14 protein-coding genes are annotated in these 15670 nt (G+C 53.1%); 9 read left to right on the top strand and 5 right to left on the bottom strand.

Annotated elements, in window-relative coordinates; all coding sequences use genetic code 11:
* Positions 1-53: 53 nt before the first annotated feature.
* Entirely contained in the window at positions 54-791 is a 738-nt protein-coding gene (locus tag MUN86_RS29855; RefSeq protein WP_245127560.1) for an SDR family oxidoreductase, read from the top strand.
* Positions 792-1018: 227 nt separating this feature from the next.
* Here MUN86_RS29855 and MUN86_RS29860 read toward each other — a convergent pair whose 3' ends face one another.
* Positions 1019-1351 carry a winged helix-turn-helix transcriptional regulator gene (locus tag MUN86_RS29860; protein WP_311182650.1) on the bottom strand — a complete coding sequence of 111 codons (333 nt, stop codon included), beginning with the start codon at positions 1349-1351 and terminating at the stop codon, positions 1019-1021.
* A 214-nt stretch (positions 1352-1565) separates the two neighbouring features.
* On the opposite strand from MUN86_RS29860, the gene MUN86_RS29865 reads away from it, so the two are divergent.
* On the top strand, positions 1566-2507 hold the full coding sequence (locus MUN86_RS29865) for an alpha/beta hydrolase (protein ID WP_245127561.1): 942 nt from the start codon (positions 1566-1568) through the stop codon (positions 2505-2507).
* A 71-nt stretch (positions 2508-2578) separates the two neighbouring features.
* Here the strand turns inward: MUN86_RS29865 and MUN86_RS29870 are convergent, their stop codons facing one another.
* The gene (locus MUN86_RS29870) at positions 2579-2920 is read right to left on the bottom strand and encodes a Dabb family protein (RefSeq protein ID WP_245127562.1); all 342 of its coding nucleotides are present in this window, start codon (positions 2918-2920) and stop codon (positions 2579-2581) included.
* A 280-nt stretch (positions 2921-3200) separates the two neighbouring features.
* Here MUN86_RS29870 and MUN86_RS29875 point away from each other — a divergent pair, with 280 nt between their 5' ends.
* From MUN86_RS29875 to MUN86_RS29890, 4 genes are all read left to right on the top strand, one after another.
* On the top strand, positions 3201-3482 hold the full coding sequence (locus MUN86_RS29875; RefSeq protein ID WP_245127563.1) for a barstar family protein: 282 nt from the start codon (positions 3201-3203) through the stop codon (positions 3480-3482).
* Positions 3483-3713: 231 nt separating this feature from the next.
* A complete protein-coding gene (locus tag MUN86_RS29880; protein WP_245127564.1) occupies positions 3714-4844 on the top strand; it encodes an aminotransferase class V-fold PLP-dependent enzyme in 1131 nt (376 codons plus the stop codon).
* A gap of 910 nt (positions 4845-5754) precedes the next feature.
* On the top strand, positions 5755-6741 hold the full coding sequence (locus MUN86_RS29885) for a tyrosine-type recombinase/integrase (RefSeq protein ID WP_245127565.1): 987 nt from the start codon (positions 5755-5757) through the stop codon (positions 6739-6741).
* Between the two features lie 939 nt (positions 6742-7680).
* On the top strand, positions 7681-11115 hold the full coding sequence (locus tag MUN86_RS29890; protein WP_245127566.1) for a PAS domain-containing protein: 3435 nt from the start codon (positions 7681-7683) through the stop codon (positions 11113-11115).
* A gap of 282 nt (positions 11116-11397) precedes the next feature.
* Here the strand turns inward: MUN86_RS29890 and MUN86_RS29895 are convergent, their stop codons facing one another.
* A complete protein-coding gene (locus MUN86_RS29895; protein ID WP_245127567.1) occupies positions 11398-11616 on the bottom strand; it encodes a hypothetical protein in 219 nt (72 codons plus the stop codon).
* 171 nt (positions 11617-11787) lie between these two features.
* Between MUN86_RS29895 and MUN86_RS29900 the strand changes: the two genes are divergently transcribed.
* Positions 11788-12078, top strand: coding sequence for a hypothetical protein (locus MUN86_RS29900; RefSeq protein WP_245127568.1), 291 nt, complete (start codon positions 11788-11790; stop codon positions 12076-12078).
* A 394-nt stretch (positions 12079-12472) separates the two neighbouring features.
* Here the strand turns inward: MUN86_RS29900 and MUN86_RS32615 are convergent, their stop codons facing one another.
* Positions 12473-12817 (bottom strand): alpha/beta fold hydrolase, encoded by a 345-nt coding sequence (locus MUN86_RS32615; RefSeq protein ID WP_375379540.1) that lies wholly within the window; start codon positions 12815-12817, stop codon positions 12473-12475.
* Positions 12763-13293, bottom strand: coding sequence for an alpha/beta fold hydrolase (locus MUN86_RS29910; protein WP_245127570.1), 531 nt, complete (start codon positions 13291-13293; stop codon positions 12763-12765). The genes MUN86_RS32615 and MUN86_RS29910 overlap by 55 nt, the downstream gene beginning before the upstream one ends.
* Positions 13294-13824: 531 nt before the next feature.
* Here MUN86_RS29910 and MUN86_RS29915 point away from each other — a divergent pair.
* Entirely contained in the window at positions 13825-14895 is a 1071-nt protein-coding gene (locus tag MUN86_RS29915; RefSeq protein WP_245127571.1) for a 3-oxoacyl-ACP synthase III family protein, read from the top strand.
* A 364-nt stretch (positions 14896-15259) separates the two neighbouring features.
* Positions 15260-15625, top strand: a complete 366-nt coding sequence (locus MUN86_RS29920; protein ID WP_245127572.1) for an amidohydrolase family protein — start codon at positions 15260-15262, stop codon at positions 15623-15625.
* Positions 15626-15670: the final 45 nt, after the last annotated feature.

A 15670-nucleotide genomic window follows, 5' to 3' on the forward strand; every position in this document is an offset into this window, starting at 1 on the left:
AGGCCCGGTAGTTTTGTGCTGTTAATTAACTATCCAATTGACCAGCACTGAATATGAAAACCGCACTCATCACCGGCGCCAACAAAAGCATTGGCTTTGAAACGGCCCGGCAGTTACTCCAGCACGGCTACTATGTGTACTTAGGCAGCCGCGATTTGCAAAAAGGCCAACAGGCAGTTGACCAATTAAAGGCGGAAGGCTTTCCGCAAGTGGAACCCATCCAAATTGACGTAGTCGATAGCAACTCCATTGCCGCTGCCCGGCAGGCGCTAGGCGAAAAAATCAACGTTCTGGACGTGCTTGTCAACAATGCGGGCATTCTCGGAGACGCGTCGCAACCGGCGCTTACCAGCAGCATCGGCATGATTAAAGAGGTGTTTAAAACCAACGTGTTCGGCGTGATTGAAGTGACACAGGCCTTTATCGACTTGCTGCAACAGTCGGCTGCGCCCCGGATTGTAAACGTGACATCGGGACTGGGCTCGTTGACTCTGCACAACGACCCTTCCTGGAAGTATTACCCGGTGAAGGGCGCCGCCTACCAGCCCTCCAAAGCAGCCCTCAACGCCTACACGATTATGCTGGCATACGAACTGCGCGATACCCAGTTCAAGGTAAACGCCGTGGACCCCGGCTATACTGCCACCGACTTCAATCACCACAGTGGGCCCGGTAGTGTGTCCGATGCCGCGGCTCGCGTTGTAAAAGCCGCCCTGTTAGGCCCAGATGGCCCAACAAGCCAATTTTTCAGTGATGATAACGCGCCAGAAACCGGCATTAGTCCCTGGTAACAGCGTGAGCTGCCTAGCTGCCTCATACAAATAGCCACCTGGTAAGTGGGTATTAGCCCCAAATGGCACAAAAGCGGGCCGGAAGAAAAAGCATTGCACTGTGCTTTTCTTCCGGCCCGCTTTTGTGCTGTAAATGAGTTTAGTAGTCGCTGCCTTGCGACATCACGGTTCTTAGAATCGGAAAAAGGGAGTAGGCAAAACGGGCTATACTGTCTTGTCAATCAGTGTTAAGACCGACCCTGCATGTATGTATTGCCGAAGGCCACCACGCTGTCCAGCACCGGCAGGGCCTGCTGGCCGTTGGCCGTCAGCGAATACTCCACGCGGGGCGGAATTTCCGGGTAAACACGTTTGTCGACCAGTCCAGAAGCAACCAGATCCTTCAACTCTTGAATAAGCATTTTCTCGCTGATGTCCGGTAGCAACCGCTTCAACTCACCGTAGCGCTTTCGGCCGCTGCCTAGGTTTTGCAGCAACAACATTTTCCACTTACTACCAATTAGGTTCATGGCCTTGCGCACAGGGCAAGTCGACATATCACCGGCTGGTTGCCCCAGCACGGGCGGAGGGAATTATTTTCTTCGACACTCATATTTTTTAAGTCTGAAAGTCAGTGATTCTAACGCAAGAGTAGGTATCCTACCGTCAGGTAAGTACTTGCCAAAAGTACAGTGGCCTCTCACTTTTGGCAACTAGATAGTTGAGATTTCCGGGCCAGTATTCCAGTGCTGGTAGGTAGTGTGCCTATTCCCGCTGCATCTATCCCCATTTACTATGAGCTTATCTGTTGAACCAACCGAATTTCAGGCGCTTACACCCGCTGACCGCGTAGTTGTCTCCCAGATGCGCCAAAACCTAGATCCTTATAAGGGCTTAGTAGATGGCCCCGCCATGCGAGAGCACTTTGATACGCTTATAGCCGCTACGCCGGCAGCAGCAGGAGTGACCTACGAGGCGGCCACCGTGGGCGGGGTTGCAGGCTGGTGGTGTCGCCCGGCCGTCCACCGGGTTACTACCAGTGTAGTTCTTTACCTGCACGGCGGGGCTTACGTAGCCGGCTCGGCTACTGCTTACCGTCATTTTGTAGGGCAGTTAGCTGCTCGCGTGGAGGTCGATTTTTTTGTGCCTGACTACCGCTTGGCGCCCGAACACCCTTTTCCCGCCGCCGTCGAGGATGCCCAAGCAGTGTACTGGGGACTACTCTCCGCTGGCTGGCAGCACATTGCTATCTGCGGCGACTCGGCGGGCGGCGGACTCGCTCTCACCACTCTGGCCCTGGTTACAGCTGAAGCGGCGCGTACATCGGGCATGGTACCCCCGCAGGCGGGCGTAGTTTTCTCACCCTGGACCGACCTTGCCCTGACTTCACCAAGTATGCAGACTCAAGCCGACGCGGATTTTCTGTTAACCAAGAACTGGTTATCTCAGCAGGCAGCCCACTATCTGCAAGGCCACGCAGCTCATGATCCCAATGCTTCGCCGGTGTATGGTAGTTTCGCTGGCCTGCCACCCCTGCAAGTGCACATCGGCCACGACGAGATATTGCGCGACGATTCTTTGCGCTACGTAGCGCAGGCCCGTGCCGAAGGTGTAGCCGTCGAACTTCACGTGTGGGAAGGAATGCCGCACGTCTTTGCCGTCAACGTGGGCATCCTGGAGGCGGCTGAGCAGGCATTGCTACGCGTCAGTGCTTTCTTGGCTGAAAACTTGAAGTAAGCAACAACGGCTGTCGCGACAACCTTCAGCAGACACGCCCCGGCAGGCAGCCAAGCATAGTCAGTGTTGCGCTAGCTCTGCGTAGAAGGCACCCCAATCGAGTCATAGATAACCACCTTATCCCAGTAGATAGCATACTGGTTCCGAAACTCGTCGTGGATAGGATGCTGCTGGTAGTCTTCTTCATCTGCCGCACTCTCAAATAAACACAGCCACGAGTAGGCGTACGTCCGCTCAATCACGTCGCGGTTGGTAGCGGCTGGTACCCCGATATGCGACATTTTGATTGAAGGAACGCCCGCTAGCTTCCGTAGCCCTTCTAGAAGCTTGGCCTTGTCGGCCTCGTTAGCGGTGGCTTTGGTATAAAATAGTACATGGTGAACGAAAGGTTCTTGTGGCGAAGGCGCATTCATGAAGTGAGTGATATTTATGGAGAGCAACTATCGATTGTCAATATGAGAGAAATAAGTCAGGATTGTCGTGTCCGCGAATCAATTATCTCAAGGAACAGCATTGCTGCTGGCTACTTGCCAGCTTACTTATGCACCTGTTCCTGCCACTAAAACTACCGATGGTAACTGATACATCGACCAACACTATAGATAGTCAGGCTGCTATATGAACAGCTAGGAAATGGCTTAGTAGAGGAATGCTCATTACAGGAAGAGACTTTTCTAGTGCTAGCTTGCGCCTATGACTCTTGACTTAACTGACATCACCACAAAACAAGACTTGCATGAGTTGTTTAAAGCCGGGCTGGGCTTTCCAGAATGGTATGGGTCTAGTTGGGATGCCTTTTGGGATTGTATCGTCGCTATAGTAGAACTACCCGAGTCATTAACACTACAGAATTGGGAAGATTTTGCGCAAGCCTGCCCGAGGGATATGGCCATTCTGCGGCAGGTAATCCAGGACTACGAAGAATACCGACCAGGCAAGCGTATCATACTTTCGGCCAATCCAACTAGCTCGTAAAAGGTTGTTACCAGCGCTCTATCTGGCGTCTTGCACTATCCGATTAAGCATAAAGCTCCCTCCAGAACCGAACTTCGGAAAGATGCATCAGCTTTATCATTCCATCCTCTAGTAACCTAATTCCTGCATGTCGTCTTTTTCAATTGAGTTCGTTCGAGCCAATTTTCCTGCCTTGCAAGGACGCCCAGACCGCGCCCCTTACGTCTTCTTCGATGGCCCGGCGGTACGCAGATGGCCCAGCAAACTATCGACGGCATGCTCAACTACATCAGCGGTGGTATGGCCAATCTACATGGCACTTTTGCCACCAGCCGCGCGACGGATGCGCTGCTAGAAGCCGGCCGGCAGGGTATAGCGGACTTGCTGAATTGCCAACCACAGGAAGTTGCGTTTGGCCAGAATATGACGTCACTAGCCTTTGCCATTGCGCGTAGTCTCGCCACGTTCATCCACACCGGCGATGAAATCGTCGTGACAGAACTCGACCATCGCGCCAATGTAGACCCGTGGGTCACGCTCGCCAAGGACTGTGGCGCAGTAGTGAAATTCATTCCCGTCAACCTCGAAACTTATACGCTCGAGCTCGTTCAGATAGATGAGCTGATTACTTCTAACACCAAGCTGGTCGCCGTTACCATGTCGTCGAACGTGGTTGGCACCGTGCCGCCGGTCGAGCAAATCATTGCGCGGGCCAAAGCCGTTGGGGCCTGGGTGGTGCTGGATGCGGTACATGCAACGCCACATTATCCGATTGATTTTCAAAAGCTCGGGGCTGATATACTGTTTTGCTCGGCGTATAAGTTCTTCGGACCGCACCTCGGTATTGCGGTGGTATCAGCAGGACTTTTCGACAAGTTGCCTGTGTACAAGCTCGCACCCGCTCCAACCTACATCCCCGATAAGCTGGAAACGGGCACTCAAAATCACGAGGGGATTGCAGGTTTGCTAGGAGCTCTGGCTTTTATCGAAACCCTTGGTGAGGGTACCACCCGCCCGCAACGGTTGCGCACCGCCATGCAAGCTATTGAAGTGCACGAGCAAGCGCAGGCACACCGGCTAGAATCCTTCTTGCAGGAACTGCCGCAGGTGCGAGTATACCGTGCGCCAGCCGATACGCGCAAAACCCCAACCGTGGCATTCACGCTTGAAAACGTGAATTCACGCGAAGCCTGTGCTTGGTTTGCCGAGCATTACAACCTAGCAATTGCCGACGGTCATTTCTACGCTTCTACCTTAGCTGAAAAGCTAGGGATTATGGCACAAGGTGGATGGATCCGATTGGGATTAGCACCATACAATACCGATCAAGAAATCGAATTATTTCGAACTGCACTGCTAGACTTCTTGAAAGAAGGCGCATAGCAGGCGTAGACAACTTATACTGTAAGGGTTTAATTAGACTGCCAAAAAAGGCATAACAATCTCATGAGGTATAAAAATAGTCTATAAGTTCATAAAAAAGCTGGATGGCTACCTTCCTAAAGGCAAATGGTCTATAAAAGTATAAGGATGATATGCAATTTTATACTAGAATATACTTCAATTATAGCGCTATGCTCTGGCTCAAGCAACTTTGCGAGGGCAACTCTAACTATGACTCTTGTTGTACTGCAAGAGTGTTTATAAATATTAAAGATGGAGCCCGCAGATTTAAGTTACTTGTTGTATCGCTAAACGCTTAAGTGGACAGTCGTTTGGCAAGAAGCTAAATCCGATTAAGGAATCACCAGGTTGGACAACGTGTCACCAGAAACTTCTTCAAGGAATAAGTAGCCTATAGAATAAACTACAAATGCGTGCTTCCTACTTTAGGCATCATAACTGTTACGAATGGTACCGAAGAAGCCAGTGCAACGACTCGTTCACTTCGCCTAACATAAGTAGCGATAAGTAAACCTGTCTCGTTACCTACCCCATCACGCAAAGGCCACAGATAGTGTCGACGGATCTGGTATTACAACTTGGTCATAATATCCGATAAGCTTTTAGTCATAAACGCTGCTTGCTTAATGAGCACAAACTGGTACGTCCAAATTTGGCACTATAACTTTACCACGGCAATTTTAAACAATACTATTAATTTTGAATTATTTAACTTTTCCTTGTACAATACCTATTTACCCCGGATAACGTTTACTTATCCGAGGTAAATGTCTATCTTTGATTTCTCATTATATTAGTTCTAGCAAATATTTATTTGACAGTTTGCGTTGAGCATACACTCTAGAACGATGGGCTAATAAGCCATGACTTACTCCTTATTTATACAGGCATGGCTAGAGAAGAACTTGCACGTTTAGGGGAAGCAACCAAAGCCGTCGGTCAAGCCCGGCATCTCGACGATTTTGCCGAAAAGGCAGCGCGCTACGTGGCCGCGGGCCTAGACGGAGCCGACAACACCAAGGAAGCATATGCCGGTGACTGGAAGCGCTTTGCCAAATGGTGTTTGGAATACAACTGCTCGCCCTTGCCAGCGGACGTACCCACGCTCGTTGGCTTTGTCACTTACCTGACCGAGCAGCGTCGTAAGACGGCCACCATCCGGCGCCACATTGCTTCCGTCACGAAAGCCCACAAGTTAGCCGGTGTGCCCTCGCCGAGCACTGAAGAACGGTTTAAGGTCTTCATAAAGGGCGTCACTCGCGTCGAGGGCGTGCGACAGCACCAAGCGCCGGCCTTCACGCTCGACCATTTCAAGCGCGTCATCCAGGCCATTGACACCAGTCGCCCCGCGGGCCTGCGGGACCGGGCGCTGTTGTTGCTCGGCTTTAGCGGGGCTTTCCGCCGCGAAGAGTTGGCTAACGTCAATATCGAGCACTTGCAGTTCGATGCGGATGGCTTGCTGGTGGACTTGCCGCGCAGCAAAACCAACCAGAAAGGCGAAGGCGAAGAAAAGGCTGTCTTCTATTCCGCCGACCGCCGCACTTGCCCGGTGCGGGCCGTCAAGGAGTGGCTGGAGTTATTGCAGGCGCACGGGCACAGCAGCGGCCCCTTGTTTGTGTCCTTTCGCCGGGGCCAGCGGCTGAGTACACGCCGCTTGAACACCGACTCGTTGAACCTGCTGGTGCAGCAGTATCTGGGCCGCAAGTTCACGGCCCACTCGCTGCGGGCCTCGTTCGTCACCATTGCCAAACTCAAAGGCGTCGATGACAGCAAGATCATGAACCAGACCAAGCACAAAACCACGGCCATGATTCGTCGCTACACCCGTATTGACAACGTGCGCCAACACAATGCCGCCCAAGAGATTGGGTTGTAGAATATTGCCGCACTTTCTTGGAATCTTACTCATCCTTCCTCTTTGTTAGGAAGGATATGATGTGGCTACGCATGGGCATCAACGCCGCACCAGCAGTTGCAGTTACAATTCGGTGCCTTTCGTGCCTATAGTTGTTAAGAAGTAGTAAAACAGAAAGCCTCCGTCGTCAAAGAGCGGCCTATGCTGTTAAGGTTTACAATTATTTATCATTCACCTTGACATGCCTCCATAAAGGCGTACCGGGCTTCCTGGTGATCGTTCATGAAGCCCGGCGGGCCAATCAAATCATTATAGTTCAGCATTTGGCGGCTACTAATCGGCTGCTTGGGCATGAAGAAAGCAGAGCGGGATACTACTTTTTTCCTGCCATGCCTCTCCCAAGAACTGATTAGCCTCCCTACGATGGCCGTCCTGCTCGAGACAGCTGATACGACCGCGATGCCCTGGGTCTGGTCGCTTCCACGCTTAAGGTGCCACGATTCTCAGCTACAACTCGCCATGAGGTTACTAAGGCGATGCGAACCAAAAAAAAGCGTAACCCGACTAAGAGCAGTGAAATGGTCGGCATCGGCAACTGAGACGTTACGTGTTCTTCTTTGGGCGTCCGGGCCCTTTGCTAGTACCTGTAGCTTTGGGCTGTCGTTGCTTTATGGCGAGCGTATAGCCTGGCTCCAGCATCTGGCTGATCTCACCGATCTATAAGCCTTGCTAAACCTTTGTCGAAAGCCATGTTATTCAATAAACAGGATTAAGGAATACGAATAGCAAGTTTAGCTGCCCGAGGGGTTTAGACATACGTAACACGTGGGAAAGAGCGGGTTAAGCAGACGCCTTGACCCTTACACTTGCTGTTTCTACCTAGCCGCCACCGCCTCACCTATTCCTCGCTTATTTGTCCTTATCTCAAACGCATCCTGTCTGGGCGGCGTATGGGTAGGCATGTCCGACCTAGTGCCTTCGCTTGCTGCCTTTCCCGCCGACCTGCAGGCCACCTATCCCCAAGCCGAGTTAGTGTGGGGAATGCTTGAAGCTTCTTTGACCGGCCTTGCGTTGTATTCGCCCCTGTGCGATGAACAGGGGCGTCTCGTCGACTTCCGCATCGACCTGCTCAACCCAACCGCTCAGCGCATCCTCCAGCAGCCCGCCCGGCCCACGGGCACCTACTTACAGTATTATCCGCATACGCTCGCTACGGGCGTATTTGCTTTTCACCGCGACGCGTTCGAATCGAGTGCGCCTGCGCGGATGAACGTAAACTACCAAGCCGATGGGCTAGACAATTACTTTCAGCTCTCGGCTCGCCGGGTAGGCCAGGGATTGCTGGTTAGCTTCACCGACACGGCCGATGCCGCCCGCACCGAGGTGGAGCTAGCGTTGCGCGTAAGCCAGGCCCAGGAGCGGGCCGCCCGCGCTGAAGTTGAATTGCAGCGCCAGCAACTCTATAATATACTCGAGCAGGCCCCGGCCATGATCTGCCTCTTTGAGGGGCCACAACACACGTTCCAGTTCGTCAATCCGCCCTATCAAGCGCTGGTTGGGAACCGGCCACTCGTAGGCAAGCCCATTGCCGAGGCCATGCCCGAATTAGCCGGTCAGCCCATTTTCGACCTGCTCGATCAGGTATACCGTACCGGGGAAACCTTCTTCGCCAATGAGATGCTAGTTCAGCTTGATCATGCCAACGATGGCATACGAGAGCTGGAAAAGCGCTACTACAACTTCATCTACCAAGCCCGCCACAATCTGGCCGGAGCTATTGATGGCATCTTTGTCTTTGCCTACGACGTGACCACGCTGGTGCTGGCCCGCCTCGAAGTCCAGCACCTGAACGAGGAGTTAGCTGCCCTCAACGAAGAGCTGCACGTTAGCAACGAGGAGTACCTGACTGCCAACACAGCTTTACACGAGGCGCAGCACGAGCTACAGCAACTCAACCAGAAGCTGGAAGGCCGGGTGACCGAGCGCACGGCCCAGCTCTCCGCCGCCCGCGCCGAAACGGAACAGCAGCGCACCCGTCTCGCCCGATTGTTTATGCAGGCCCCGGCCGCCATCTGCATTCTCGATGGGCCCGACTTGATCTTCGAGTTGATCAATCCTATCTATCAGCAGTTCATCCCCAAACGGCAGTTGCTGGGTAAACCCTTGCTGGAAGCGCTGCCGGAGCTAGCCGACCACGCGGCCTATCACACCATGCGCCACGTATTCGACACGGGCGAAGCACTCTGGCAGCAGGCCTTGCACATGCCCCTGGCGCGTACCGACGGCGGCGTACTGGAAGACCGCTACTTCAATTATGTTCAGCAACCGCGCTACGACGAGCAGGGGCGCATTGACGGCGTGCTCGTCTTTGGCTTCGAGGTTACGGAATTGGTACAGGCCCGCCAGCAGGCCGAGGCCCTGCAAGCTCAGGTGTTGAGCGTGGCCCAGCGCCAGGTACAGGAGCGCGAAACGCTCTACCAAGTTTTTGCCCAGACACCGGCGGCTATCTGCATCCAGCGGGGCCCCGAGCACCGCTACGATTACCTTAACCAGGCTTACCAAGACTTCTTCCCCGGTCGTCACTTGCTGGGTATTCCCGTAGCCGAGGCCCTGCCCGAAACGGTAGCGAGTGGGGTGGTGGCCCTGCTCGACCACGTCTACCAAACGGGAGAAACGTACTACGGCAACGAGCTGCCGCTTCAAATAGCGCAGCCCGATGGCTCGTTGCGCCAAATGTATTTTACCTTCACCTACCAGGCCTACCGCGAGAACGGTGAGATTGTCGGCATTTCCACCTTTGCCTACGATGTCAAGGAGCAGGTAGTAGCCCGCCAAGAACGTGAGGTCGAGCGGCAACTCTTGCTCAGCTTGTTCCAGGAGGCCCCCGCTGGCATCTGTATTCTGGCCGGGCCCGAGCTGGCGTTTGAGTTCGTCAATCCCGGCTACCAGCAGTTGCTACCCGGCCGGGCCCTGCAGGACCGACCTGTCTTCGAGGCGATGCCAGAACTGGTTGGCACGCCCGTGGAAACGCTGCTGCGGCAGGTGTATGCCACTGGTCAACCGCACGAAGCGCAGGGCTTACACGTTCCCGTAGCCCGGCCCACCGATGGCGTCCTCGAAGACCGCTACTTCACTTTTGTTTACCAGGGGCGGCGCGATGCACAGGGACATATCGACGGCATCCTGGTATTTGTGTTTGAGGTTACTGAGCAGGTGCAGGCCCGGCAAGCCGCCGAAGCCAGCAGCCGGCAATTGCGCCTTATCACCGACGCGCTACCCGTACTTATCGGCTACATCGACCGGGAAGAAAAGTACCGCTTTGCTAACCGCGCCTACGAACCCTGGTTTCATTTGCGCGCCGAAGAACTGCTCGGTCGACCCATTCGCGAAGTGGCTGGCCCGCAAGCCTATCCTACTATTCAACCCTACATCGCTCGGGCCCTGGCCGGCGAACCAGTGGAGTTCGAAGTGGAAATGCCCTTCCGCCCGGGATTCACCAAACACATTCATACCATCTACATTCCCGATGTGCAGCACGGCGTTGTGCAAGGTTTCTACACTCTGGTAACCGATGTTACCGAGCAGGTCGAAGCCCGCCGGCAGGTGCAAGACCTCAACCAAGAACTAGCGGCTATCAACGAGAAACTGACGGCCACCAACCGGGATCTGCACGAAAGCAACACGTTGCTCATACGCACAAATGAAGACTTGGACAATTTCATTTACACGGCCTCGCACGACTTAAAAGCTCCAATCAGCAATATTGAGGGCTTACTCTATCTGCTCCGTGACGAGCTGCCTGCTGACGTGGTTCAGCAAGGCAACGTGGCCCCGGCCCTGCACCTCATGCTCGAGGCCGTGGAGCGCTTTAAGCGCACGATTGAGCACCTGACCGATGTCTCCAAGCTGCAAAAAGAACATACTTCGGCCACTCAAGCGGTGCAGTTGGCCACAATTGTGGAAGGCGTGCAGCAGGATTTAGCCCCACTGATTCAAGAAACCGGGGCGCGCCTACTCGTGAACGTAAGCGATTTTCCACCCGTGTCCTTTTCGGAGAAGAACCTGCGTAGCGTAGTCTACAACCTACTCAGCAATGCGCTCAAGTACCGCTCCCCCGACCGTTCGCTCCACGTGGATGTGCGGGCTCACGTGCGGGCCGGTTATACGGTGCTGGAGGTGCACGACAACGGCCTCGGCATTGAGCCCCACCAGCTGCCCAAGCTCTACACCATGTTCCAACGCTTTCACACGCACATCGAAGGCACGGGCATTGGGCTGTTCATGGTCAAGCGCATGGTTGAAAACGCCGGGGGTCGCCTGGAAGTGCACAGCCAGCCCGGTGCGGGCACCACGTTCTTCGTGTACCTACCCCACATGCCCCAGCCGAGTGCCTAAGTCGTTTCCCGCTGATTGCCTCTTGCTTGCTAGCAGCAATCTGCGGCGGATAGCTATACACCAGATTAGTCACCCGGCACGGGCCACCGGCTAGACGCGCGGAGCAACTACCCCTACTAGGTATCCTGCTCTTATCTTACTCGGTATGAGCTACGGGATTCTCGTTTCGCACACGCATGATTGCACCCTTAGAGCGGCCTTTTTTACCGTCTTTTTATCACCCGCTTTCTTAGGAAGATGCAATACCGTTTACCAAAGCTATTGAGCTATCTAAGGGAGATATCAGCGATTACTTAACCGCTGGGATTGTAGCCGAACTAATTGCTCTAAGGTTAGCTCTGCCCGCACGTAGCGCTGCAGCAAATCGAGCGTGGTTAAGCTTACCTGCAGGATACCTGCTTCCGCGAGACCAGAAAGGTGCCGGGCTTTTTCCGCGCGTTGCCGCCAACTTTGTTGCTCTTCTGCTGGAAGCGCCTGAGGAGGAGTTGGAAAATAAGACATAAAAGTAGGATAAGGATAGTACAAACTTGCTTGAATGCTCAAACTAGGGCGTGAAGAGCACATTCCCAAGCAAAAACAGCGAATCTGTTGATTTCCTGGCCCAATAAGGTAAGCCCCGCACACAAGAATGAGGCAGCTGAGTAAAAGGTATTTGCATTCACCGCTAACAAAATGGCCGTGTTTTTGCTGACCCGCTGCTTTGTATTATTTCCTGTCTTTATGAATACGCTAGTTGCTTCCACTTTAGACTCAACTATTACTAAACGCCACCAATTATTTACTACGCTTGTCGGTGTGGTAGCTTTCCGGCACAAAGCATATCTCGAAGAGCAAGCTACTGCGATTGAAGCGTGCTATACGCTTGAGCTACATAACGGCGAAGCTCACATTGAAATGGAGCAGTGGGTGCCCTTGACTCTCGGTTACGAGTTGTATCACTGCTTTGCTAAGAGCTTTGAGTGAAAATCAACGCTTTGATGTTTAGCAGGATACGTCCGGTAACTGATTGGTTTTGCCCGCTTCCTCTTGTAGGCTTCGCCTGACCATTAGGCAGGAAACTACATGTAGAAACAATGCACCGTATTGGTAGGAGAACATAGCTGCCGAAAAGGAGAACCTGAGCGAGACCGACCTGCAAAGCCCTCGTGCTCGTTGGCATCGTTTCCGACACTTGCTACTCGGCCCAGTTTATGACGGCATTGAACCGACAACTGCCGACTCCCTGGTGGCAATCAACGCTGTATCTTAGCTAATTGCCTTCGAGGAAAGACCGAAAGGGAAGAGCTGCTCTTCAACAAGACGACTTTTTCCTTTTTAGTGGTTCTCTGCTCTGATACAGCCCCGTCGACATACAGTCTTATTCTTTTGCCAGGAAGGTTTCCATAGCGGCTAGCGTTTCCAACGGGGCGCTCAGGTGGGGACAGTGGCCGGTGGTGTCGAGCGTAATGAGGGTAGCTTGCGGCAGGTGCTCGAGCAGATAGGCGCCGACTTCCGAGGGAGCCGCAATATCTTGTGAACACTGCACCAGCAAAGTCGGTACAGTCACCCGAGCCAGTTCCGCACGGCAATCCGAGAGAAAGGTAAGGTGGGCAAACTGCTGGGCAAGGGCAGAATCAGCATTGCAGAAATGCTGGGCCAGTTCCTTGGCTAACCTTGCCTCGTTTTCGGCCCGAGCAACAAGGTGGCAAACAGGTTGGCCCAGCTATCATGGTCAACTTTCATCAGGGCCAGTAGTTGCTCCACATCTTCTTTGCTAAACCCGCCGTAGTAGTCTGCTTCGTTGAGGAAATAAGGCGACGCAGCCAAGGCAATGAGTTGACGGAAATGATGGGGTGCCGCAATGGTAGCCAACATACCAATGCTAGCACCTATCGAATGGCCCACTAGAATCACCTCACGCAGATCCAAGGCCTGACAGACGTCGAGCACGTCCTGCACGTACCCGGCCAAGGACATATAGCGCTCGAGCGGGTGGGCAGTAGCCTCCGAACCCACGTAATCGAAGAGTACTAATCGGTAGCGCCGGGCCAGCACCGTCGTCATGCGGTGCCAGATGTGCTGGCTACAGCCAAAACCATTGCAGAGCAGCAACACCTGCTCGCCGCAACCGAGCACCCGCACATTATGACGCTCAAGCACCGCGTTGGGCTGCGTTGCTACCGTGGTAGCAGAAAACAAGTCTGGAAACTAATTAACGGATTTGTCTACGCAACTAACTAAGGGGATAGTAAATGGCGCCATAAGTAAAAGCGGAATGGAAAGAACGTGTAGTCAGGCGGATGCCAAATCTACTTAGTCTAGGATTATTACATTCATCATAAGCTAATTTCACAGCAATTTCTCACCGAAAACACTTCTGGTTACTGGAAAAGTCATTGGTCTCTTGGCCGCGTATACTTCACCAGCCTTTTGGAAGTTGATAGTAAGGCCTTGTGCTTTCCTAAGCCGGTTGAAGAAGCGTTCGACTTCGTTGTAGGGTAATATCGTTTGCGTATACGCCTTGTGTACACTAGTTTCCGTATCCTGAAAGGTTACCTGGCTCACGTGGGACAGACTTGCCTTGGCGCGATGCACGCAGGTGAAACGGTTGGTGAAGATGAGAGGACTTCATCCAATACTGATGACCTTGCGTTAAGGAACTCTTACCTTTACTCGCGTCTGTATAACCTAAACTGTGTTTCGGAACGCGCCCGCTTTACTTGTTTACTCATGATTCGATCTTTTATTGTGGCTACTGGCAGCTGCATTCCAGAAGTTATTCTCCACAATGAGGATTTCTTAGCTGCGCGCTTTTTCACAAAAGAGGGAACGGCCATTACGCAGGAGCCCACTGATGTTCTTCACCGGTTCCGTACCATTACGGGTATTGCGGCGCGGCGCTATGCCCGGCCCGAACAACAAGCCTCCGAGTTAGGATTCATAGCCGCCCAGCAAGCTCTAACTAGTTCGGGCATCGATGCGGAAACACTGGATTACTTGATTGTAGCCCACAACTTTGGTGATGTAGTGCACGGCTCTAACCGGGTTGATCAAGTTCCCTCCTTGGCTTCCCGCATCAAAGCCCGTTTAGCTATCAAGAATCCGGATTGTGTTGCCTACGATATGGCTTTTGGCTGCCCGGGCTGGGTGGAAGCCGTAATTCAAGCCAACTACTACCTGCGTTCGGGCGATGCCAAGCGGTGTCTGGTGATTGGCACCGAGACGTTGTCGCGGGTGGTGGACCCTCATGACCGCGACACGCTGCTTTTCAGCGACGGTAGCGGAGCTGTTATACTAGAAGCGCGTTCCTCCATTGATGCGGGCATTCTGGCGCATCACACCCAAACGCATGCTCACCAGTACGCTAGCTTACTGCAGATGGGCAAGTCCTACGACCCCGCACTACAGGAAAGCCCCGACCGGTTCATGAAAATGGAAGGGCGTAAGCTCTACGAGTTTGCCTTGCAGCACGTTCCGGCCGTCATCAAGCAAGCCTTAGACAAGGCGCAGGTCCCCCTGACCCAAATCAAAAAAGTGCTGATTCATCAAGCCAACGAGAAGATGGATGTCGCCATTCTCGAGCGGCTCTTCCTGCTGTATGGAGAAGCCCGACCGGACTTGCAGCTTATGCCCATGACCATCTCGTGGCTGGGCAATAGTTCGGTGGCTACCGTACCCACCTTACTGGACTTGCTACTCCAAGGGCAATTGCCAGAACACCAGATGGAACCCGGGGACCATGTAATACTAGCATCGGTCGGGGCCGGCATGAACATCAATGCCCTCGTGTATCGTTTTTAACAAAGAGCTATTCCTTGTTCTGACCGAATAAGGTTCAACCGCATTTGGGCCTGCTCACACTCCTTTGGCCCGCTATAGAAGGCATCAGCCATGTTCTCGACAATCCGCAGCCATCTAAGTGCTATAGTGCTCCTGGATCAGTGCCTCTACCGCACACTTACACGGGCACCACTCTGTGAGATTTGAGTTCATCACTCAATTCTTAAACGATAAAAAGTTCAGCCAGCTACAGCATTCGAGTTTGGTGAAATACCTGGCGAAGATGGAAAGCCTTCTTACAAAGAAGAACGACTATTGAAAGCTGAAAAACCATTCGTTTCGGGTCGTGCAAGCACCAGGCTTGTGTACGACCTATGCGGTTTGGATGCACAATTTCGTCCGCATCCTCTTTGAAACTGGTGTTCCGCTGCTCACCGAAAGTGACACCTACGGGATGGTCATTGTTGGCTTTTCCTTGCACCGAGAGTTCGCCTTGCTACAAAGTACTGGCATGCGGCCCTACAATATTTTGTTGGCTAGTACCGTTACTCCCGCCCGCTACCTAAATACAATTGCCACGGAAGGCACCATTGCGGTGGGGAAAAATGCCAACCTCGTCTTGCTAGAAAAGAACCCGCTGAAAAACATCAGCAATACTACCAGCATTGCCGGGGTGCTGCTGCAAGGCCAATGGTTTAACCGTAAGCAGCTCGAACAGCTACTAACGGAAGTTGAATCTGCTTATAAGTAACCAGTATTAATAACTCCAAACACTAGGCAACCCATGCATGGCATG

This window comes from Hymenobacter volaticus (assembly GCF_022921055.1).
GTDB lineage: Bacteria > Bacteroidota > Bacteroidia > Cytophagales > Hymenobacteraceae > Hymenobacter > Hymenobacter volaticus.